At 72.7% G+C, this 22,189-nt stretch carries 15 protein-coding genes and 1 pseudogene; 6 read left to right on the top strand and 10 right to left on the bottom strand.

Features of this window, described 5'->3' with window-relative positions:
• Positions 1–35 precede the first annotated feature (35 nt).
• Together ACZ7G3_RS25455 and ACZ7G3_RS25450 are read left to right on the top strand one after the other, a co-directional pair.
• On the top strand, positions 36–974 hold the full coding sequence (locus ACZ7G3_RS25455) for an NAD-dependent epimerase/dehydratase family protein (protein WP_470928367.1): 939 nt from the start codon (positions 36–38) through the stop codon (positions 972–974).
• Between the two features lie 14 nt (positions 975–988).
• Complete coding sequence (locus ACZ7G3_RS25450; RefSeq protein WP_470928366.1) at positions 989–1,435, top strand: nuclear transport factor 2 family protein; 447 nt, start codon at positions 989–991, stop codon at positions 1,433–1,435.
• A gap of 63 nt (positions 1,436–1,498) precedes the next feature.
• Here the strand turns inward: ACZ7G3_RS25450 and ACZ7G3_RS25445 are convergent, their stop codons facing one another.
• The gene (locus ACZ7G3_RS25445) at positions 1,499–2,470 is read right to left on the bottom strand and encodes a LysR family transcriptional regulator (protein ID WP_470928365.1); all 972 of its coding nucleotides are present in this window, start codon (positions 2,468–2,470) and stop codon (positions 1,499–1,501) included.
• Between the two features lie 130 nt (positions 2,471–2,600).
• Between ACZ7G3_RS25445 and ACZ7G3_RS25440 the strand changes: the two genes are divergently transcribed.
• Positions 2,601–3,266, top strand: a complete 666-nt coding sequence (locus ACZ7G3_RS25440; protein ID WP_470928364.1) for an FMN-dependent NADH-azoreductase — start codon at positions 2,601–2,603, stop codon at positions 3,264–3,266.
• Positions 3,267–3,319: 53 nt separating this feature from the next.
• On the opposite strand, the gene ACZ7G3_RS25435 is transcribed toward ACZ7G3_RS25440, so the two are convergent.
• On the bottom strand, positions 3,320–4,348 hold the full coding sequence (locus ACZ7G3_RS25435; protein ID WP_426600360.1) for a polyprenyl synthetase family protein: 1,029 nt from the start codon (positions 4,346–4,348) through the stop codon (positions 3,320–3,322).
• Positions 4,349–5,235: 887 nt separating this feature from the next.
• Entirely contained in the window at positions 5,236–6,174 is a 939-nt protein-coding gene (locus tag ACZ7G3_RS25430) for an alpha/beta hydrolase (protein ID WP_470928363.1), read from the bottom strand.
• Between the two features lie 107 nt (positions 6,175–6,281).
• Here ACZ7G3_RS25430 and ACZ7G3_RS25425 point away from each other — a divergent pair, with 107 nt between their 5' ends.
• Positions 6,282–6,917 carry a TetR/AcrR family transcriptional regulator gene (locus tag ACZ7G3_RS25425; protein WP_470928362.1) on the top strand — a complete coding sequence of 212 codons (636 nt, stop codon included), beginning with the start codon at positions 6,282–6,284 and terminating at the stop codon, positions 6,915–6,917.
• A gap of 47 nt (positions 6,918–6,964) precedes the next feature.
• On the opposite strand, the pseudogene ACZ7G3_RS25420 reads toward ACZ7G3_RS25425, so the two are convergent.
• A pseudogene (locus ACZ7G3_RS25420) lies at positions 6,965–7,120 on the bottom strand (DUF317 domain-containing protein); the annotation flags it as partial.
• A gap of 284 nt (positions 7,121–7,404) precedes the next feature.
• Between ACZ7G3_RS25420 and ACZ7G3_RS25415 the strand changes: the two are divergent.
• Positions 7,405–7,731 carry a hypothetical protein gene (locus ACZ7G3_RS25415; protein ID WP_470928361.1) on the top strand — a complete coding sequence of 109 codons (327 nt, stop codon included), beginning with the start codon at positions 7,405–7,407 and terminating at the stop codon, positions 7,729–7,731.
• Positions 7,732–7,805: 74 nt separating this feature from the next.
• Here ACZ7G3_RS25415 and ACZ7G3_RS25410 read toward each other — a convergent pair whose 3' ends face one another.
• Genes ACZ7G3_RS25410 through ACZ7G3_RS25385 form a run of 6 tightly spaced genes read right to left on the bottom strand, consistent with a single transcriptional unit; the run spans position 7,806 to position 13,833 of the window.
• On the bottom strand, positions 7,806–9,029 hold the full coding sequence (locus ACZ7G3_RS25410) for a beta-ketoacyl-[acyl-carrier-protein] synthase family protein (RefSeq protein WP_470928360.1): 1,224 nt from the start codon (positions 9,027–9,029) through the stop codon (positions 7,806–7,808).
• Positions 9,026–9,286: an acyl carrier protein gene (locus ACZ7G3_RS25405; protein WP_470928359.1), complete on the bottom strand. Its 261-nt coding sequence runs from the start codon at positions 9,284–9,286 to the stop codon at positions 9,026–9,028. Before ACZ7G3_RS25405 ends, ACZ7G3_RS25410 begins: the two co-directional genes overlap by 4 nt.
• Complete coding sequence (locus tag ACZ7G3_RS25400) at positions 9,283–10,296, bottom strand: NAD-dependent epimerase/dehydratase family protein (protein WP_470928358.1); 1,014 nt, start codon at positions 10,294–10,296, stop codon at positions 9,283–9,285. Before ACZ7G3_RS25400 ends, ACZ7G3_RS25405 begins: the two co-directional genes overlap by 4 nt.
• Positions 10,293–11,870, bottom strand: a complete 1,578-nt coding sequence (locus ACZ7G3_RS25395; RefSeq protein ID WP_470928357.1) for an AMP-binding protein — start codon at positions 11,868–11,870, stop codon at positions 10,293–10,295. Before ACZ7G3_RS25395 ends, ACZ7G3_RS25400 begins: the two co-directional genes overlap by 4 nt.
• Positions 11,867–12,817 carry an alpha/beta fold hydrolase gene (locus ACZ7G3_RS25390; protein ID WP_470928356.1) on the bottom strand — a complete coding sequence of 317 codons (951 nt, stop codon included), beginning with the start codon at positions 12,815–12,817 and terminating at the stop codon, positions 11,867–11,869. Before ACZ7G3_RS25390 ends, ACZ7G3_RS25395 begins: the two co-directional genes overlap by 4 nt.
• Positions 12,811–13,833, bottom strand: coding sequence for a 3-oxoacyl-ACP synthase III family protein (locus ACZ7G3_RS25385; RefSeq protein ID WP_470928355.1), 1,023 nt, complete (start codon positions 13,831–13,833; stop codon positions 12,811–12,813). The genes ACZ7G3_RS25390 and ACZ7G3_RS25385 overlap by 7 nt, the downstream gene beginning before the upstream one ends.
• Positions 13,834–13,992: 159 nt before the next feature.
• On the opposite strand from ACZ7G3_RS25385, the gene ACZ7G3_RS25380 reads away from it, so the two are divergent.
• The gene (locus ACZ7G3_RS25380) at positions 13,993–21,372 is read left to right on the top strand and encodes an SDR family NAD(P)-dependent oxidoreductase (RefSeq protein WP_470928354.1); all 7,380 of its coding nucleotides are present in this window, start codon (positions 13,993–13,995) and stop codon (positions 21,370–21,372) included.
• Positions 21,373–22,189 lie beyond the last annotated feature (817 nt).

The following is a 22,189-nucleotide window of genomic DNA, read 5'->3' as shown; positions in this document are numbered from 1 at the left end:
GGAACCCCGCACACACACAGATGGAGGAGACAGAAATGCTGAAGGGCAAGAAGATCCTGGTCACCGGCGGCACCGGCCAGGTGGCCCGGCCGGTCGCCGAGGCACTCGCCGAGCACAACGAGGTCTGGTGTCTCGGCCGGTTCGGCGCACCGGACGTCCGGCAGGAACTGAACGAGCGGTCGATCGTCACCCGGTTCTGGGACATGACGGATCCCTCGGGCGGGTCCCTGGAGCGCGTACCCCAGGACTTCACCCACGTCATCCACTCCGCCGTGCTGCGCGGCGACGACGGCGACTGCAACGCCGCCGCGGAGACCAACGCGGTGGCGACCGGCCGGCTGATGACGCACTGCCGAACGGCCGAATCGTTTCTGTATGTCTCGACGGGCGCCCTGTACGCCCGTCGGACCCTCGATCACGCCTACACCGAGAGCGACCGGGTCGACGCGGTCGCCGACTGGCTGCCGGCCTACCCGGTGGGCAAGCTCGCCACCGAGGGGGCGGTGCGCGCCTTCACCCGGGTGCTCGGCCTGCCCACGACCATCGCCCGCCTCAACATCGCCTACGGGCCAGGGGGTTACGGCGGTGTGCCGATGCTGTACTTCCGGCGCATGCTCGCCGGCGAGGAGATCCCGGTGCCGCTCGAGGGGCAGAACTGGTGCTCCCCGTTGCACACGGACGACCTCGTCGCCCAGGTGCCGCAGCTGTGGCGAGCGGCCGCCGTCCCGGCCACGCTGGTCAACTGGGGCGGGGACGAGGCCGTCGGCATGACGGACTGCGTCCGCTACATGGCGGAGCTGACCGGCGTGCCCGCGAAGCTGGTGCCGAGCCCGGTCACCCGGGAGACGTACCGGTTCGACCCGACCCTGCGCCGGTCCCTGACCGGCCCCTGCACCGTCTCCTGGCGGGACGGCGTCCGCCGCACCCTCGAGGCCCACTTCCCCGAGCACGTCCGTCAGCCGGCCCACGTCTGAGGAGCATCGCGTCCATGTCGAACCCCATGCCCGCCGGCTTCGCGCCGGACCCCACCACTGCGCCCCCCTCACCCAACATCAGCCTGATCCGGGCCGCCTACCGGGCCTTCCACTCCCGTGACGTCCAGGGCCTGCTCGGCACTCTCGCCCCCGACGTGCGCTGGGTCCACCCGGACGGCATGGCCGACTACGAGCTGGGCGGCACCAAGTACGGGCACGACGGCGTACGGGAGTTCCTCGCCCGCGTGCCCCGTGTGCTGGGCGGAATGCGGCTCGAGCCACAAGAGTTCGTCGAGGCCGGAGACCGCGTCGCCGTCTTCGGCGAGCGGTACGTGACCTCCGTGCGCGGCCGCACCGAGCGGATGAAGTTCGTGCACTCCTGGACACTGCGCGACGGCAAGGTCGCCGTCATGGAGGACATCTTCGACACGGTGCTGCTGCACCGCCTCATCGAGAGCTGACCGCTCGGTGGCCGGGGACCGTCCCGCGGCCACCGGCCGGGGCCCGTCGCACGGACGGGCCCCTCAGCTCATGCGCTCCCCCGCCCGCCGCCACACCACGGCGTCCTCGGACAACTCGTCCACCGCGTGGCGCACCTCGGTGATGACCGCGTGGACGGCCGGCCGGTCCAGGTGGCCGCTGCGGACCACCAGGGACAGGTGGCGGACCAGCTCCGGGCCGTCGAGGGCGACCCGGCGCACCGGGCACCCCGGCCGGTCGGGCACCAGGTCCGGCATCAGCGAGACACCCCAGCCGAACGAGACGAGCCCGAGCACGGCGTGGGGGTCGCTGGTGCGGGCCACGACGTCGGGTGCGAAACCGGCCTGGGCGCAGGCGTGCAGCGCGAGGGCGCCGAGGCCGGAGTCCGCGGTCAGTACCCAGGGCTGTCCGGCGTACCCGGCGAGCGTGCGGGGCAGCGGGTGGCGGTCCCCGGGGCCTGGATGCGTTCCCGGTGCCGTTCCCTCGGGGCCGACGACCAGCCGCACCCGGTCCCCGACGAGCGGCTCCTCGTGCAGCCCGGCGACAGGCGGGTCCGGCACGTGGTCGTAGCGCACCGCGAGCGCGAGGTCGATCTCGCCGAGCCGCACGGCCTCCCGGGTCCCGCCGACGGGCAGCCCCCGCAGAACGATCCGCAGATCAGGGTGGGCCCGCCGCACCCGGGTCAGCGCGGGCACCAGCATCGCGGGTCCCTCGTGGAACGGGACGCCGACCCGCAGCTCGCCGCTCACCCGGCCGCTCGACGCCGCCAGTTCGGACTCCGCCGCTTCCAGCCCGACGAGGATGCGCTCGGCGTGGTCCACCAGCATCCGGCCCGCCGCAGTCAGGCAGGCCCGGCCCCTCCCCCGGTCCAGCAGCTCCGCGCCGGTCTCCGCCTCCAGTGTCGACAGCTGCTGCGAGACCGCGGACCGCGTGTAGTTGAGGGCCTCCGCGGCCGCCGCGATCGACCCTCGGGCCTGGACCTCGCGCAGCAACACCAGCTTTCGAACGTCAAGCACCTTGTGTCCCGTCAGTTCCGCTAACGCCGGCCGTCGTCGACCACCACGTCGTGCCGCGCGACTCGGGCCCTTCCGATCGCTTGAATGGTGTTGTCTTGTACCTGCTCCTGCACGGAGGAATCGTCCGCGCATGCCCACTCTGCTTCACCTCGACTGCAGCGCGCGCCCCGAATCGGTCTCCGCGCAGATCACGGCGGAGTTCGCCGCGGCATGGCGGGTGGCGCATCCGGAGGGCCGACTCCTCCACCGGAACCTGGCCCGGTGTCCCGTCCCGCACATCGACGGCGCCCACATCGAGACCGTCACCCGGCTGGAGACCGCGGGCATCGTCGAACTGGAGGAGGCGCGGCAGGCGGCACGCACGCGGCCCGAGCGCCGGTCGTGGAGCACGACCTGGAAGCTGATCGACGAACTCCTGATCGCCGACGTGCTGTTGATCGGTCTTCCGGTGTACCACCTGTCGGTCCCCTCCGTTTTCAAGGCCTGGCTCGACCGGATCGGCGTCCCGCCGCTGTTCGTCTCCCCCAAGACCGGCCGGGGACCGTTGTCCGGCACCCGTGTCGTGGTGGCCACGGCACACGGCGCGGCCTACGGGCAGGACGTGCCGCACGACGACTTCCTGGAGCCCCATCTGCGAGCGGTGTTCCGTGCGCTCGGTCTCGCCGACGATCTCGCCTTCCTGCGCGCCGAGATGACCAAGGCCGGGCACGTGCCCTGGCTTTCCCCGTTCCGGACCGCCGCGCGGGGCTCACTCGAGCAGGCGATCGAGAGCGCCCGCGAGGCGGCGCGCCGCTGAGGTGGGCCGCGTGTGGCCCCGCCGGGCGGTGGCGTGTGGCCCTGGCGGCGTCTTCAGTGGGTCCGGGACCCCACGAAGTCACACAGTGCGCCGAGGGCGCGGCGCGGCGCTCCGGACGGCAGTGAGGCCAGCGACTCGCGGGCTCCGGTGAGCCGTTCGGTCATCAACGCCCGTGCCCGGTCCACGGCCGGGGACCGCTGCAGGAGGGCGAGAGCCCGGTCGCGGTCCGCGCCCTGTACGCCCCCGGGCCTGCCGAGCAGCCCTCGCAGCTCCTCGTCGCCGGGGTGTGCGTCCTCGAGGGCCAGCAGCATCGGCAGTCCGGCCACGCCGACTTCGAGGTCCTTGCCCTGCTCCTTGCCCGACTCGCCGACGGACGAGGTGATGTCGAGCAGGTCGTCGGATATCTGGAAGGCCACGCCGAGGTGTTCCCCGTACCGTTCGAGTGCCTGGCCCACGCTGTGCGGGGCGCCGGCCTGGACGGCGCCGAGACGCAGGGCGAAGGAGATGAGGGACGCCGACTTGTCGGACACCACCGCGAAGTAGTGGGCCAGGCGGTCCTCCGGCAGGGCGGGTCCGGTGAGCTCCAGTACCTGGCCCCGTACCAGGCGCTCGGACGCCTCGGCCTGCAGGGGTATCGCCTCGGGCGTGAGTCCGGCCGAGAGCTGGGCGGCCTTGGCGAGCAGCCAGTTGCCGGACCGGACGGCGACGGTGTTGCCCCAGCAGGCGTTCACGCTGGCGACGCCGTGCCGGACACGGGCCTCGTCCATGACGTCGTCGTGGTGCAGGGAAGCCGTGTGGACCAGCTCGGACACGACGGCGGCGTCGATGACGCCGGGGCGGTCGAGGTCCCCGAACTCGGCGCCCAGCAGGGTGAGCAGCGGACGGAAGCGTTTCCCGCCGGCGATGACGAGGTGGCCGGCCACGTCGGCGAGCACCGGCACGGACGGCTCGCGCACGCAGGCCAGCAGCCGGTCCTCGACCAGGCCGAGGTTGCGCAGCATGCGTCGCTCCAGCGCCTTCTCCCGGACGGTGAGCCGGGCGACGATGGACCGTCCGCGCACGCGGTCGGTGAGCGCGGGCATCAGGTTTCTCCTCTGGGTCGCGGCCGCCGGGCCGTTCCTCTGCGATCACAACATTAGGAACACGTCCAGGGCCCACCGCAGCGGAAGTGTCAGCTACCGGACAGGCGGCGGGTGCGCGACGACCTGAGTTCCCGGATCACGGCATGCCCGACGGCATCAACCTGCCACACCGCGTCCGCCGCCGTCGGCCAGGACCCCGGCGAAAGGTACCCGGCGACCTGGTGGAGCATGTCGCCACCGCGCGGGGTGTACTGGACGAGGCGGCAGCGGGGTCCGACAGGGACGGTGACGTCCTTCTCCGCGATGCCGTTGTCCCGGACAACTCATTCGCTCGGGGCCAGGACCTGCGGTTTCCACGGGGATCGCACCGGTGCCACGCTGGTCGTACCGGTACACGGGCGCGAGGTCCGCGGCCATGGGGGTTACATCGCCCAGGTAATCCGGCAGCCTCGGACCGCCATGGAGCATGACCACGGGCGACTGCCGACTCGTGTCCCCCAACGCCACCCGACGTAACTGCGCCTCGTCGCTCATCGACGCGAGGCCCTGCGTCTCGATCAAGGTCACCGCGGAGAACCCACCGGTGCCACTGAGGCTCCGCCAAAGGTTGAAGAACAGGCTTGGTTCCTGTTCCTGAACCTCCCTTCTGGCTGGTCAGGGTCCGTTTCGGCTCTCCGGGCGTGGGGGCCTGCCGTTCGGTGAACAGTCACCGTGACCGGTTGCCGAACGGCTCATAGGTCGGGATGGCCACGAGCTGCCGCAGACGAAGTGGCCGGGCCGAACAGCCCTGGACCGGCTGCTTCACAGCGAGGGTCAGCACGGTGGTGGTCGCTGTCCTGCTTGCCTGCGGCAGGGGTCTGGTGACTGGCGGTGCCGCACAGGCCGGGTCAGTCGAAGGCCGTGGCCACCGCCTCCGAGAGCCGGTTCAGTGTGTCCCGCGAGAGTTGCACCGAGCCGGTGAACGAGAGGAAGCCGTGAACGGCTCCCTCGACCGGGAGGTGCTGGACCGGCACGCCGGCGTCGGCCAGCTTGCGGGCGTAGCGGTCGCCCTGGTCGCGCAGGGGGTCGTTCTCGGCGGTGGCGATGACGGCGGGAGCAAGGCCGGCCAGTTCGTCGGAGCGCGCCGGCGAGACCCGCGGGTCGGCACCCTGGTCCGGGGTGCTGAGGTAGGCGCCCCAGAACCACTCGAGGTAGGAACGGGAGAGGACCGGGCCCATCAGGTTCTCGTACATCGAGGGGCTGTCGTCGAACCGGTCGACCGCCGGGTAGGCGAGCACCTGGAGCGTGATGCGGGGTCCCCCGCGGCGCAGGGATTCCTGTGCGAGAACCGCGGCGAGGTTGCCGCCTGCGCTCTCGCCGAACACGGCGATGCGTTCTCCGTCGCCTCCGAAGCCGGGTGCGTTGTCCGCGACCCAGGTCAGCGCGGCGTAGGCGTCGTCGACCGCGGCCGGGAAGCGGTGCTCGGGTGCCAGCCGGTAGTCGACGGAGACCACGATCGTGCCGGAGCGGTTGGCCACGGTGCGGGCGATGTTGTCCTGGGTGTCCAGGTCTCCGAAGACCCATCCGCCGCCGTGGAAGAAGAGCGTCACGGGCAGTGGCCCGGCGTTCGGCTCGGCGACGGGCCGGTAGATACGGACGGGTATGCCGCGGCCGTCGGTGACGGCCGTGGTGTCCCGGACGTCGGCGACCGGTACGGGAGCGCCGGCCAGGTCGCCGAGGGCGCGTCCGAACGCGCGGTTCTCCGCCACCGTAAGAGTCTCGGGCGCCGGTCCGCCTTCTGTGGCCACTTGCTCGAGCAGGGTCTGGATCTGCGGGTCGAGGGACATAGGGCTCACCTGTCTGAAGAGACGGCCACCCGGTATGGAATGACCTTTCCAGGATCATCGGTGGCGCAAAATTGGAATGTCAATTCCAACTTGGGTAGCGTGGGTACATGAGCGCACCAGTGAAGGCCGGAGAGCCGAAGGAGCAGCGACTCACCAAGGGCGGCCGCAAGACCCGCGAACGCATCATCGAGACCGCTGCGGAACTGATGTTCCACCACGGCGTGAGGGGCACGAGCATCCCTGACATCCAGGCGGCCGCCGGGGTCAGCGCGTCACAGATCTACCACTACTTCGGCGACAAGCAGGGCTTGGTCCTGGCGGTCATCGACCACCAGACGGACGCCCAGCTCGCCCGGCAGCGTCCGCTGCTGGACAGCCTGGACAGCATCGAGGCCCTGCGCGAGTGGTGCGACAGGGCAGGGAACCGCCAGGACGCCAGGGGATGCGAAGGCGGCTGCGAGATCGGCTCGCTCGCCAGTGAACTCGCCGACAGTGACCAGTCGGCACGGGCCGGACTCGTCTCCGCCTTCGACCGGTGGGAAGGCCCCATCAGGTCGGGACTCGCACGCATGCAGGCGCGCGGCGAGCTGAGCGAGCGCGCTGACACCGCCGCGCTCGCCACCGCTCTGCTGGCCGCCATCCAGGGCGGCATGCTGCTGTCCCAGGTCCGCCGGTCGAGCACCGCCTACCGGCAGGCCGTGTCAGCGGTGATCGACCACATCGAGAGCCACCTCGTCCGGTAGCGACTTGGGTGTGTCAGCTCATCACCGACATCCTTTGACCTGCTGGTACAGGGTGCACCGGGCGCGGGCCCGGCCCACGCCTGCCACCCGGCCGGTCCCGTCCCGTCGTCCTCGGCGAACAGGACACGCGGGTCGGCGTCCTGAATGAGGGGCGGGACCTCGCCGAGGCTGATATGCGAGGTGAACGTCGGACCCGTCGGCGCCGACCCGCGTCGACTGAATTGACGACAGGAGCACGCTCCAGCCATCACGAGCAGGGCGCCGAGCCCAGAGCGACCACCGATCAGGTGGAAGAGTAAGTACGGCTACTCATGCGTGACTTGTGAGTGCCGCCTACCTTCACGAGGTGCCTCCAGATTCGACAGATCAGTCGCTTGCGCGCCGGGCCCACAGCCGAGGAAGAGCTCGGATCCCCGCCCTGCGATACGCACGACATGCCAAAGGGGCCCTGACCGTCACCGGCGCCACCGCGGCCTGTCACGCCCTCATGTCCTCCGGCTATACGGGGGCCCGCGACAGCGCGGCCGCAGGCGACACGGTGTTTTCCGGTGCGTTCGAGTTCCTGGTCACGACGGCCGCCTCCTGGGCTCTGATGCCCCTTGTGCTGTGGGCCGGTATGCGGGTGATGAGGGAGGCCGGCAATACAGTGCTGCTGATCACCGGTGGGCTGTCCTGGGTAGGGTTGTCCGGATACTTCATCGACGACATCGACCGCACGGGCGGGCAGATACCGATCCCGGCTCTGGCCGCATACGTTCTTCTCTGCACGGGGCTTGCAGGGGCCGGCTCCGGCCGGCCGGACAGCTCGCGGTGAGGTCATGGCTCCGACCGCAGTGCGGACAGGGACGTGCGGCCAGGCCGCCGGGGTGGAGTTGCAGGTGTCGAGACTCAGCAGCTGGTCAGGGCGAGGACGACGTTGTGCCCCCCGAAGCCGAAGGAGTGGCTGACGGCGGCACGGACCTCCTGACGTCGGGGTTCCCCCGTGACGCAGTCGATGTCGAACTCGGACGCCGGGGCGCCCAGGTTCGCGATCGGCGGCACCGTACGGTGCTGGAGGGTGAGCACCGTCAGCGCCGCCTCGATGGCGCCCGCCGCCCCCAGGCCGTGACCGAGTACGCCCTTGGGCGCCGTGACACTGGGACGGTGCGGCAGGACCCGGGCGATCAGGGCTGCCTCGCCGGCGTCGCCCAGCGGCGTGGAGGTGCCGTGGGCGTTGACGTGGTCGACATCCCGCGGAGCCAGACCCCCGTCCGCCAGGGCGGTGCGCAGGGCCGCCTCCGCGCCCCGGGCGTCCGGTGCGGGCGCGGTGGGGTGGTGGGCGTCCGAGGTACTGCCGCAGCCCGCCAGCAGGGCACGGGGGCGGGCGCCGCGGGCGGTCGCGTCCTCGGTCCGTTCCAGGACGAGGACGCCGGCGCCCTCCGCCAGGACGAAACCGTCGCGGTCTGCGGCGAAGGGCCGGGACGCGCCGGCGGGGGCGTCGGCGCGCCGGGACAGGGCGCCCATGCGCCAGAACCCGACGGACGTCAGCGGAGTGACGGCGGCTTCGGTGGCCCCGGCCACCGCGACGTCGCACTGGCCGGTGGCGAGGAGCTCGCGGGCCACGGCGACGGCGGTGGCGCCCGAGGCGCAGGCGGTGGCCGGGGCGAGGCCGGGACCGCGGGCTCCGAGGGCGATGGAGACCTCTCCGGCCGCCATGTTCGGGATGATCTGGGGGATGGTGAGCGCGGAGACCATGTCGGCGCCCAGTTCCGCCAGGCGCCCCGCCTGTTCCTCGCGCACCGCGTCCGCGCCCAGTCCGCAGCCGATGACGACGGCGACCCGGTCACCGTTCCACGTTCCGGGATCGAAGCCGGCGTCGCGGACCGCCTGGCGGGCGGCGAGCACCGCCAGTGAGGCGTTCCGCGACATGCGCCAGGCAGTGCGTCCGACGCGACGGTCCAGGTCCTCGGGTGACAGGGGAACGCGGCAGGAGAAGTCCACGGGCAGGCCGGCCAGCGCCGGATCGTGGGTCGCGGTGCCCGCGCCGCGGCAGACCGCGTCCCAGGTGGCGTCGGTGCCTTCTCCCGCGGGAGTGACCAGACCGAGGCCGGTGACGGCGACGGGCTCGTTCATTCGGAGGTCACCGTACCCGTGGCCCCCGTGCGCAGCGCGTCGAGGTGATCGGCGACCTGGGCGACGGTCGTGCCCGGGGAGGCGTACTCGTTGTCGATCTTCACGCCGAACTGCTCGTGGAGGATGAGCACCAGTTCCGTCAGGGCCAGCGAGTCCAGGTCCAGTTGCTCCAGCGTGAGTCCCGGCTGGACCTCCTCCTCCGGGACACGGAAGGCGCTGGTCAGGATGGAGCGGACGGCGTCGTAGGTGTCCGTCACGGCGTCTCCTCGCGGTCTTTCGGTGCGGGCGGGGTGAGCCGGGTGAGCTCCGCGACCCCGGCCTCGAATCCGATCGGCGGCTCGAAGCCCAGGTCCCTGCGTGCGGCGGTGAGGTCGAAGTGGTGCGGATGCAGCAGTTCCGCGACCAGGAAGCGGCTCAGGGCGTGGGTACGGGGGCTGCGGACCGCGCGCAGGACGGTGTCGCTGGCGGCGGCCGCCGCGGTGGCGAGCCGGGGCGGTACGGCGCACCAGCGGGCGTCGATGCCGGCGGCCCGCAGGAAGTGCTCGGTGATCTCCCTCAGGGGGCGCGGGTCGCCCTGGCTGATGAAGTAGGCGCGGCCGCCCACCGCCGGTGTCTGCCGCAGGCGGTCCAGGGCGAGCAGGTGGGCGTGGGCGGCGGTACTGATGTGGGTGGTGTCGACGAGGTTGCCGCCGTCGCCGGGCATCAGCAGCCGGCCGGCCCGTACGGCGCGTGCGAGGGCGGGGGCGAAATGGGGGTCGCCCGGCCCCCAGATGATGTGCGGGCGCAGGGAGACGGTGGCGAGCTCCGGGCCGTGCGCGGCCAGTACCAGGGCCTCGGCGCGGGCCTTGGTGGCGGGGTAGGCGGTCAGGTGGCGGAGGGCGGGGGGAAGGTCCTCGGTGACGCCTTCCAGGCCGCCGGGCCGGAAGGCGACACTGGCGGTCGAGGTGTAGAGGAGCGTGCGCACGCCGTGGGCGCGGCATTGCGCGATCACGTGGCGGGTGCCGACGACGTTGGTGGACCAGTAGGGGCGCGGCGGGCCGCTGACGCCGGCCAGCGCGGCGTTGTGGACGACGGCGTCGCACCCGGCGACGGCGCGGGAGACCGCGTCGGCGTCGGCGAGATCGCCCAGGTGCTGCTGGACGCCCAACCGCTCCAGCGCGTCGCTGGAGCGGCGGCCCAGAGAGGAGACGACGACCCCGCGGGCGCTCAGCCGACGGCAGATCTCCCGCCCGAGGAAGCCGCTTCCGCCGGTGACCAGTACCTTCACCCGAGCCTCCCGCGCAGCCGCCCGGCGGCCCAGCCGGCCAGTCGCAGACGGTCGATCTTGGAGTTGTGCCGGGGGTCGGTCGGGAAACCGCGATGCAGCAGCACGGCGCCGACGCGGTGCGCGTCCGGATGGTCCTTCAGGGCCGCGCGTACGGCCGCCAGGGCGGCGGCGCGGGGGGTGGCCCGCAGGGGTTCCACGCACAGGACGGGCAGCTGGCACACGGCCGTGCCGACCCCGACGAGCGCGGTGCGCCGGATACCGGGTGCGGTGTCCGCCGTGGCCTCGAGGTCCTCGGTGGTCAGCGTGAAACCGGTGCCGGTGACCAGGTGGGCCTTCCGGCCGAGGAACCACAACCGTCCCTCGTCGTCGAGCCGGCCGAGGTCTCCGGTACGGTGCAGCACGCCGTGGTCGGTGACGCTCTTCGCGGCGTCCTCGGCGTCGGGACGCCCGTGGTAGGCGGGGCTGACGGTGGGGCCGGTGACGGCGATCTCGCCGAGCCCGCCGGCGTCGGCGTCCAGGATCCGGGCGCGGATGCCGGGCAACGGCCGGCCCAGGCAGGTTCCGGCGTGCCCGGCCGGTGGCCGGCTGCGGGCGGCCCGCAGGTCGTGGTCGCCGATCGCGGAGACGGGCAGGCACTCCGTGGCACCGTAGACGCTGAGGATCTCGGCGTCGTCCGGGACGACGGCGCGCAGGGCGTCGGCGAGACGGACGCGCAGCGGGGCGCCGAAGGAGAGGATCTGCCGGACCGTCGGCAGGGTGACGCGGTGGCGGGCGCAGTGGCCGGCGATCAGGGCGAGAACGGCGGGAGACGCCAGGATCGTGGTGACCTGGTGTCTCAGGATCGGTCCGACGAGTTCCCCCGGCGGGGTGCGGGCCGGAGCGAGATGGTTCACGGCCGGGACGACAGTGGCCGGCCCCAGGAGCGGGCCGAGCAGTGCGATGGGCAGGAATCCGGCGAGGAGTACGTCGTCGGGCCGCGGGTCCAGCAGGGCCTTCAGCGCGTCGAGTTGCCCGGTCAGGGTGGCGTGGTGGTACTCCGCGCCCTTGGGCCGTCCGGTGGAGCCGGAGGTGAACGCGATCATGGCCAGCTCGTCGCCGTCGCGCTCCCGCGTCCGGAGCGACGGGCTGCTGCGGGCCGGCTCCCGCAGGGTCAGCCGCCGCCCCAGCGGGCGCGGCGCGACGGCGGTGACCAGGGGGATCCGGACGTGTGGCCGGCCCCACCCCAGGGCGCGGCGTCCGAGGTGGGCCAGGGGTTCGCCGATGAAGACGTCCGGGGCGACGTCCCGCAGGCAGCGGCCCACCTCGGCGCGCGGCTCGATCAGGACCGGGACGGCGCCGAGGGCGCCGAGGGCGTAGCAGAGGGTGGTCAGGTCGTAGGCGTCACGCGTCATCACGACCGCTTTGTGGCCGGGCCGCACACCGGCGTCGCGCAGGGCCTCCGCGATGCCGAGACAGTCCCGCACCAGGTCGCCGCGGCTGGTCGTGCGGGAGGCGCCCTTGCGGCATCGGACGAGAGCGGTGGCGTCGGGCCGGTCACCCAGGTGTGCGGCGAATCCGGGAACGGACATGGTCATGCGGCCCCCTGGAGGAAGTCACGGACGCGGTCGCCCAGTTCGGCGGCGGCGTCCTCCATCACGAAATGCCCGGCCTCGGGGAAGCGGTGCACGGCGGCATGGGGGAAGCGGCGGACCCACTCCTGCAGCAGTACCGGGGTGAAGACGGGGTCGCGCATGCCCCAGCCGATGAGCAGGGGCAGTTCCGACAGGCCCGCCCCCGCGGCGGGAGGTTCGAGCAGGCGCCATGCCGGGTCCGTGGGGTCGCGGGGGATCGCCCGGACGGCGTCGGTGACCGCCCGGCGTTCCGCGCGGTGGGCGTACGGCCGGAGGTAGGCCTCGCGCTCGGCCGGCGGCAGTGGGTGGTGGACCCCGGCGCGCAGGGCGACACGGGCGAACGCGTTGGTGAGGTGGACGAGTTCGGCGACCGGCCGGTGGTCGCGGATCCAGCGCAGGTAGAACGGCAGCCGGAAGCCTTCCGGGAAGGGAAACGCCACGGTGTTGCAGACGACCAGCCGGGCCACCGCACCCGGGTGCCGCAGGGCCCAGGCGGCGCCGAGGGGACCTCCCCAGTCGTGCAGGACGAGCGTCCAGCCGCGCTCGGGCAGACCCTCGTCGCGCACCAGGTGGCGGTGGAGGATGTCCAGGCCCTCCAGCTGCGCCTCGTAGGGGTCGGGGACCCCGTCCGCGGGCCTCAGGTGCCGGGACAGCCCGAAACCCGGCAGGTCGGGTGCCAGGCAGCGGGCGTGTGGGGAGAGCCGGTGCAGCAGCTTGCGCCAGACGTAGCTCCACGACGGGTTGCCGTGCAGGAAGAGCACCGGTTGCCCTGAGCCGAGGTCGAGATAGTGCTGTCCGGTGGCCGGTACGCGCCGCCAGTGACGGGTGGCGGGATAGCCCGGCAACAGCCGTTGCAGGGCGGCGGGTTCCGAAGCCGGGTCCGGGGGGCGGGCGGCTCGTGCGCTCACCATCGGACGAGAGCCAGACCGAAGCTGAAACCACTGGCCAGGCCGATCATCGTCACCAGGTCCCCGCTCTCTATGCGGTCGGCCTCCCGTGCCTTGACCAGTTGCAGCGGGAGGGAGGCCGCCGCGCAGTTCCCGTGTTCGGCCACCGCGGGCATGCACCGGTCCTCGGGCAGGGAGAGCAGCTCGAGCATCTCCCGGTACTGCGGCATGGCGATCTGGTGGAAGGCGACGAAGGCACTGCGGGAGACCGCCTCGAGTTCCTTCCCGGCGGTGGCCAGGATCCGGGGAAGCGCGTCGAGTGCGCCCTGGCGCAGGTCCCCGTTCAGGCGCAGTGTGGTGTGGTCGTCGTGCACGGACAGGTGGTGCATGCTTCCCCCGCCGGCCACGGTGCAGGCCTCCCACGCCTCGGAGTTGCTGACGAACCGCAGGGACAGGACGCCGGGGTCGTGTTCGCCCGCGGGGCCGGCGGTGAGCAGCATCGCCGCGCCGGCGTCCGACGCCGTGTAGCCGGGCAGGGCCCTCAGGAGGGCCTGGCGGTCGGGGGCGTGCCAGCGGGTGGCCAGCGTCGCGGGTTCGCCGCAGGCGATGAGGACCGTGCGGTAGCGGCCGGACTCGATGAACGAGGTGGCCACCTCCATGGCGTTGAGGACGCTGTTGCAGGCGTTCTTGACGTCGAACACCGGGCAGGAAGCGCCCAGTTTGGCTGCCACGAGGTGGGACGTGGCGGGTTCGATCAGGTCCAGCGCGGTCGCGGCGAACAGCAGCAGATCGACGTCGCCGATCTCCAGTTCCGCCTCGGCGAGCGCCTTGCGCGCGGCTGCCACGGCGAGGTCGGAGGCGTTCTCGCCGTCCTCGTGCACATGGACTCCACGGACCCCGGTGAGGTCCTCCAGCAGACCGGGCGGTGGCGCGTACCCGCCGGTCTCGGTGATCTTCGTGCGGATTTCGTCCATGGTCCGGTAGCGGGACGGCAGATGAACGGAGACGGCGGCTATACGGGCACGGAAGGCTTCGGGCACCGCGTCACCGTAGCCGCCCCCTCCTTGCCACCGGACTGAAAAGCTCTTTGTACGTCAATATTCACTACAACGAGTGGTAAGCACCGGCCTTTTCGCGCCGCGCTGCTCCTTCCTCGGCTACCAATGCCTGCAATCGGCGTGAGAAGGCGGGGACTTGGTATGCAGCAGCTCGAGCGGGCCGTGGCCGTGGTAGGGGTCGGTTGCCGGCTTCCCGGAGGGATCACGGATCTGGACGGACTGTGGTCGGTACTGCGCGACGGGCGGGACATGGTCGGCGAGATGCCCGCCGACCGGTTCCCCAGGGAGAGAATCGTCGACCCGGAAGTCGTACGCCCCGGCCGCAGTTACACCGCCGCCGGCGGATTCCTCACGGACGTCGCCTCGTTCGACGCCGGCTACTTCGGCATGGCACCCGCGGAGGCCCGGCACATCGACCCGCAGCAGCGGCTGCTGCTGGAGATGGCCGCGGAGGCCCTGGACGACGCCGCCCTGCCCGCCGGGTCACTGGCCGGATCGGACACCTGCGTGTACGTGGGCGTCTCCGATCCCGGCTACGGGGTGACCCTGTCGATGATGCAGGACCACACGAGTCCGCACACCATGCCCGGCGCCACCCTGTCCATCACGGCGAACCGGCTGTCGTACGCCTTCGACCTGCGCGGCCCGAGCATGGCCGTGGACACGGCCTGCTCCTCCGCCCTGGTCGCCCTGGACCGGGCCTGCCGCACCCTGCGCGAGGGCACCTCCCGGGTCGCCCTGGCCGGTGCCGTCAACGTGCTGTCCACCCCGTACCCCTTCGCCGGATTCTCGTACGCGGGCATGCTGTCCCGGCGCGGTCGCTGTGCGGCGTTCTCGGCCGACGCCGACGGCTTCGTCCGCGCGGAGGGCGGCGCGGTGCTCGTCCTCAAACGCCTCGGTGACGCGGTGGCCGACCACGACCGCATCCATTGCGTGCTCGCCGCCACCGGCAACAACACCGACGGCCGCAGCACCGGCATGGTCGTGCCCAGCGCCGAGACGCAGGAGGCGCTGCTGCACGCGGTCTACGCGGAGGCCGGGATCGACGCGGACGACCTGGTGTACGCCGAGGCACACGGCACCGGCACCCAGGTGGGGGACCCGGCGGAGGCCGAGGCCATCGGCCGGGCCCTGGGGCGTCGCCGCCGCGGCGGCCCGCTGCCGATCGGCTCGGTGAAGACGAACCTCGGTCATCTGGAGCCCGCCTCCGGGATGGCGGGGCTGCTCAAGGCGATCCTGGTGCTGCGTCATCGCACGGTGCCGGCGTCCCTGCACGCCCTCCCCCTCAACCCCGCGATCGACTTCGACGGCCTCGGACTGGCCCCCGCCGTGGTGCCCGTCCCCCTGACGCTGGGGGAGCGGTCCGCCGTGGGCGTGTCCTCCTTCGGTTTCGGCGGAGCCAACGCCCACGCGATCGTCACCCTGCCGCCCGCCGCCCGGCAGAGCGGACCGCGGCCCGTGCCGAGCGGGCGCCCGCTGCCGCTGGTCGTCTCCGCCCGGTCCCCCAAGGCACTGAACCAGATGGCCGCCCGCATGGCGGAGCGGCTGCGGGACACCGGGCCCGAGGAGTTCTACGACCTCGCCCACACCAGCACCGTGCGGCGCACCGCGCACCCGCACCGCGCCGCCGTGCTGGCCACCGACCCGCAGGACGCCGCCCGGCAGCTCGACCGGCTGATCGCCGCCGAGCCCGCCCACGGGGCGCTCGTGCGCACGAGCGAGCGGGACGGCACCGCGTTCGTGTTCTCCGGCAACGCCTCCCAGTGGCCGGGCATGGCCGCCGACCTGCTGGAGCGCGAACCGGCCTTCCGAACGGCCGTCGAAGAGGCCGACGCGGCCCTGACACCCCACCTGGGCTGGTCGGTGGCGAAGGAACTGGCGCGCCCCTCCGCCCCGACCTGGCAGCGCACGGAGATCGCCCAGCCGGCCCTGTTCGCCGTCCAGGTGGGCCTGACCGCACTGCTGGCCTCGCACGGCGTGCGTCCGCGGGCGGTGGCCGGGCACAGCGTCGGAGAGGTCGCCGCCGCCTGCGCCGCCGGCATCCTGACCCTGGACCAGGCGGCCCTGGTGATCGCCGAACGCAGCCGTACCCAGGGCGCCACGGCGGGCCGGGGCCGCATGGCCGCCGTGGGCCTGCCGGAGGAACAGGCCCGGGAGGAACTCCTGCGCTACGGCGGCGCCCTGGAGATCGCGGGCATCAACAGCGAGCGCGACGTGACCGTCGCCGGTGACGCCGAGGAACTGGCCGCCTGGGGCGCCGAGCTGCACAGCCGCGACATCTTCTTCCGGGATCTCGACCTGGACTACGCCTTCCACAGCCGTGCCATGGACCCCCTCAGGGAGCCGCTGCTCGACGCACTGGACGGGCTCGCCCCCGCCCCGGCCCGGATTCCTTTCGTCTCCACCGTCACCGGCACCCCGCTGAACGGGCCGGAGCTCGACGCCGGGTACTGGTGGCGCAACGTCCGCGAACCCGTCCGGTTCGCCGACGCCGCCGCCCACCTCACCGCCGAGCACGCCGGCGTCCTGGTCGAGATCGGCCCGCACCCGGTGCTGCGCTCCTACCTGCGCCGCACCGGCGCCGCCTGCGTGGCCACCCTGCACCGTGACGGGGACGGCGTACGCGAGACCGCGGCGGCCGTCGCCGCCGTGCTCGCCACCGACACCGGTACCGACTGGCGGCGGCACTTCCACCGCCCGGGCCGTGTGGTCGACCTGCCCGCCTACGCGTGGCAGCACGAACGGTACTGGCACGGCGCCCCGCAGGACCTGGTCATCAGGGCGACCGGCAGCGGCATGCTGGACCACCCCCTGGTGGGTGAACGGATGCCCGCCCCGCACCCCGTCTGGCACGGCTCCGTCGAGCCGCAACTGGTGCCCTGGCTGGGCGACCACCGGATCGGCGACGACGTACTCATGCCGGCCGCCGCCTACGTGGAGATCGCGTTGAGCGCCGGACGGCGGGCGCTGGACCGCCCGGTCGAGGTACGGCATCTCGAGATCGGCCGTCCGCTGGCCGTGCCGTGGCCGGATCCGACTCCGGTCGCCCTGCAGACCGCGGTCACCCCGGACGACGGCTCCCTGACCGTCAGCGTCCGCGAGGAACACGGCGGGGAGTGCCGGCCCGTCGTACGCGCCCAGGTCCGCACCCTGCTCGGCACGGCACCGCCCCCGCTCGACGTCGACGCGCTCCGGGCCCGCTGCCACCGGAGCATCGACGGCCCGGACTTCTACCGGGCGTGCCACGACATCGGCCTCAACTGCGGGCCGGCCTTCCAGCTCATCGACCGCGTCGACGCCGGCGACGGAGAGGCACTCGTCTCCTACCGGTTGCCGCACGCCGCCGACGCCTACACCGCCCACCCGGTCCTGCTCGACGCGCCGCTCCAGGCCACCGTGGCACTCGCCGGACCGGAGGCGGAATCCGCCGCCTTCCTGCCGACCGTGTTCGGGTCCGTACGCGTGTGGCGCACCCCCTCGCCCACCGGTGTCGTGCACCTGCGCCGGCGCGGCCGCAGCGTCAACGAGATCTGCTGGGACATCACCTACGCCGACGCGGACGGCACGGTCACCGCCGAGATCGACGGCTGCCGCACCCGCCGCGGACACCTGACCGAGCACACCCCCCTGACCGTCCAGCGCACCGTGCTGCGGGCAGCGCCCCACCCGGACACGCCCGCTGCGCCGTCTCCGCTTCCCGCGCCCGCCGAGGTGGCACGCGTGGCCGAGCCGCGCGTCACCGCCGCACGCGCCGCGCTGGACGACAGCGGCCACGACCGGTTCGTCTCCGACGCCGAACGGGCCGGCGCCCACTGCTGGGCCGAGGCGCTGCGAGGCCTCCTGGCCGACCCCACGGCCCCCTTCTCGACGGCCGAACTGGTGGCCGGGGGGCTGCAGCCCCGGCACCGGAGGCTGGCGCGGCTGATGATGCCCCTGCTGGCCGACCACGGCCTCGTCCAGCCGGCCGAAGAGTCCTGGCAGCTCACCGGCGTCGAGACGGAGTCCGAGGCACTGCTGCGCGGCCTCGTGGAAGACCATCCCGCCTTCGGCGCCGAGACACTGTTCCTCAACCGCCACCTGCGCCGTCTGCCCGACGTGCTGCGGGGCCTGACCGACGCGCGCGAGCTCCTGCCCGCCGGGGACAGCGCGTACGAGCAGCTCAGCGAGACCGGACCGGCCCACCGCTTCGCGCACCGTGCCGCGCAGGCCCTGCTCTGCGACATCGTCGCCCGATGGCCCGCCGACCGACCGCTGTGCGTCCTGGAGATCGGGGCCACCACCACCGCTCTGACGGCCGCGGCACTGCCCGTACTCCCGGCCGACCGGACCCGGTACACCTGCACCGCCCCCACCGGCGGCGGGCTCACCCGCGCCGAGCACCGTTTCGCCGCCCATGACTTCGTCGACTACCGCACGCTGGACCCGGACACCGACCTGGTGGACCAGGGCATGCCCCGGGGCGGTTTCGACCTCGTCCTCGCGGGCGACGCGCTGCACGCCACCACCGATCTGGCCGTGACACTGCGCCGGCTGCACGCCGTACTGGCCCCCGGAGGGCACCTGCTGGCCGTCGAACCGCACAGCTCACGGTTCCAGGCCCTGCGGTCCGGCGCCCTGGACGACTTCTGGGAGCGCGGCGACCACGACCTGCGCCCCACCTGCCGCATCCTCCCCCGCGACCGGTGGGCACCGTTGCTGCGCCGGTGCGGCTTCTCCGGTGTGGCGCAGACCGGTCCCGAGGACCGTTCCGTCCTCCTCGCCGCGGCCGACCACGACCACGCCGCGGACCACGAAACGCCCCTAGCGGCTTCCGCCACCCCCTGGGTGATCGCCGTCGAGGACGACACCGAGACGGCGACCGCACGGGCACTGGCCGCCCGGCTCGGGAAGGCCACCGTGATCGCCGCCTCCGACGAGGCCGCCGTCTGGAGCGGGGCCCTGCCCGCGGACTCCGATCCGCGCCTCGTCCTGCTGCTCGCCGAGCCCGGGCCGGGGCCGCACGAGACCGTCACGCGAACCACCCGCCGTGCGGCCCTCCTGCGCGCCCTGGCCGCCGCCTGCGACGGCCTCAGCGGCGGCACGAGTCCACAGGTGTGGCTCGTCACGCGTCCGACCGGTCTCTTCCCGGCCCCGGAGCTGCCCTCCCACCCGGTCGACGCGGCCGTCTGGGCGGCCTGCCGCACCCTCGCCAACGAGCGTCCCGACCTGTCCGTGAGGCGTCTGTCGTGCCACCGCACCGGTGACGCGGACACCGACGCCCGCCGCCTGGCCGGAGAGTTCCTCGCTCCCGGCGGTGACGACCGGAGCGTCCAGGAGGACGAGATCGTCCTGACCGCACAGGGCCGGTTCGTGCCCCGGCAGGTCCAGCACCCGGCGGGCGAGTCCCCGGCCGCACCCGCCCGCACGCCGTTCATCCTGGAGGCCCGTGACCCGGGCCTGCACCGGCGGCTGGTCTGGCGGCAGACGGACCTTCCCGAACCCGGTCCCGGCGAAGTGGCCGTCGAGCTGCGGGCGGTGGCCCTGAACTACCGCGACCCCATGCGAGCCAACGGTCTGCTACCGCCCGAAGCGGTCGAGAACAGCCCCCTCGGCCGCGGACTGGGCACCGACGGAGCCGGTGTCGTACACGCCGTGGGGCCGGGGGTGGAGGACCTGAAGCCCGGCGACCGGGTCTTCGGCCTCATGCCCGCCGCCCTCGCCTCCCACACGACGACTCCGGCCGCCGCGGTCGTCCGCATCCCTGACGGAATGGGCTTCACGGAGGCCGCGACCTTCCCCGTCGCGTTCCTGACCGTCCACCACACCCTGGTCCATCAGGCCCGGCTCTCCGCCGGGGAGACCGTACTCGTCCACGGCGGAGCCGGAGCGGTCGGCCTGGCCGTCCTCCAGTGCGCCCGCCGGCGGGGCGCCCGCGTCATCGCCACCGCCGGCACGGAGACCAAACGGGACCTGCTGCGCACGCTCGGCGCCGAGCACGTGCTCGACTCCCGCAGCCTGGACTTCGTCCCCCGGGTACGGGAACTGACCGGCGGCCGGGGAGTGGACGTCGTGGTGAACTCCCTCAGCGGCGAGGCCATCGCCCAGGGTCTCGACCTCCTCCGCCCCAACGGCCGCTTCGTCGAACTCGGCAAGCGGGACATCTTCCTCAACAACCCGATGACGCTGCGCCCCTTCGACCGCAGTCTCACCTTCATCGGCTTCAACCTCGACGCCGTCGTCGAATCCCCCGCGCTGCGCTCCCGTCTCCTGGCGGACTTCGGCGAACTGGTCGCCTCCCACGCCTACCGCCCCCTGCCCCACACCGTCCATCCGGCCGCCCGGGCCGACGCGGCCTTCCACCTCCTGCAGCACTCCCGGCACACCGGGAAGATCGTCGTCACCTTCGACCCGCTGGACGAGCCCGTCCCCGTGGAACCCGCACCCGGCACCGTCCGGCTCGACGGGGACGGCACCTACCTGGTCACCGGAGGGCTGAGCGGCCTCGGCGCCGCCACCGCACGTCGGCTGGCCGACCACGGAGTCCGGCATCTGGCCCTCCTCTCCCGCCGCGGACCCGACGCCCCCGGAGCACCGGCCCTCCTCCAGGAGCTCGCCGACCGCGGGGTGCGCGCCACCGCCCACGCCGCCGACGTCACCGACGAAGCCGCGCTGGGGCAGGTCCTCGACGCCGTGGACGCCGACGGGCACCGCCTGCGCGGCATCGTGCACGCGGCGATGCACATGGACGACGCGGTGCTGTCCGACCTCACCGACGAACGGTTCGCCGCCGTACTCGCGCCCAAGGCGGCGGGCGCGGCTCTGCTGGACCGCCTTACCGCCGACCGCGACCTGGACCTGTTCCTCGCCTACTCCTCCGTCTCCGCCGCCATCGGCAACCCCGGCCAGGCGGCGTACGCAGCGGCCAACGCCTATCTGGAGGCCCTCGCCCGGGCCCGGCGGAACACCGGCAAACCGGGCACGGCACTGGCCTGGGGCCCGATCAGTGAAACCGGCTATGTCGCCCGCAGCGGTATGGAAGCCGCCATGGCCGAGCGTGGCCTCGAACTCCTCACGCCGGCCGAGGCCCTGACCACCGCGGGGCGCCTCCTGGCCACCGGTGCCGACGTCGCCGGAGCGGGCCGCTACCGCTGGGGGGCCGCACGCCACCTGCTGCCCGCCCTGGCCACGCCCCGTTTCGCCCGCTTGGCGCCGTCGTCCTCCGTCCCCTCCCCGGACGCCCGCAAGGAGCTGCTTCGGACGTTGGCCGGCCTTCCGGCGGACGAGGCACAGCGCAAGATCGTCGAAACGCTCGCCCAGCTTCTCGCGGGTGTCCTGCAGACCGATCCGGACGACATGGACCCCACGCGCAGTGTCACCGACTTCGGACTGGACTCACTGCTCGGCATGCAGTTCCTGGTCCAGGCAAGAGATCTCTTCGACATCCGCCTGGCACCGGCCGACCTGGCCACCGGCCGCACCCTGACCCACTTCGCCCGTCTGATCCATCAGAGGCTGGGCCTGGACCCCGCCGAGCAGGAGTAGACGGACACCGGATGCCCGCTGTGCCGGAGTCCCGGTACAGCGGGCGGGGAGCAGGATCGAGCGCACCTACCACCGAGGCTGACGTCAGAGACGCCTGGCCCGATTGCCCCCGTCGAGTACGGGACCATCATGACCCCAGCCGCAGCCCTGGCGGCATAAACCCCGCTGTCACCCAACCCTGCAGCAGTCCCTTTTCTGTGGTCACGATGCTGCTCATGATGTACCGCCAGCAGACGAAGTACCTCCTGGGACCAACGTGCACCGCGCCCAAGCACAGCGCCTTTGCCAGTGCCGACGGCGGCTGAGCGGCAAGGCCGGACTCGGTCTCTCAGTCCGGTCACCTGCCATGCAACGACTCTGAGTCGATCAATCCCAGATGCCCGAGTTCAACGGAGCGTAGTCAGCACCAAGTCAGCACGGGACAGGTGAGAACGGGTGATGACGTGGGATTCTAGTCAGCACCAAACCAGCACGGGAGTCAGCACGGCACCGTCAAATCGTGCTGAACTACGCGTCCCGGACGGCCCTCCTTTTGACCACCACCGGTCCCCTGAGACGCCTTTGCATGAGCCGGCATGGTGGTCACGCGCATAGCCGGCCCTCGAACTATGTTGCCCCGCCACATGTGCGCCTGACCTGCGGATTCCTACGGTGTGGCGACACGCAAACGTCCCCGTCACACCCCAGGAAGTGGTGCCGATGTCGTCGCCCGCAACCGCTCCACCAGCCCCGAACAACCTCAAGCGCATCGTCGCCGCCAGCCTCATCGGGACCACCATCGAGTGGTACGACAACTCATCCGATCAGAGCTGCGACC

The organism is Streptomyces sp. NPDC037271 (assembly GCF_055603605.1).
Note: the sequence above shows the minus strand (reverse complement) of the source record. Positions and strands in the feature narration are given on the sequence as shown.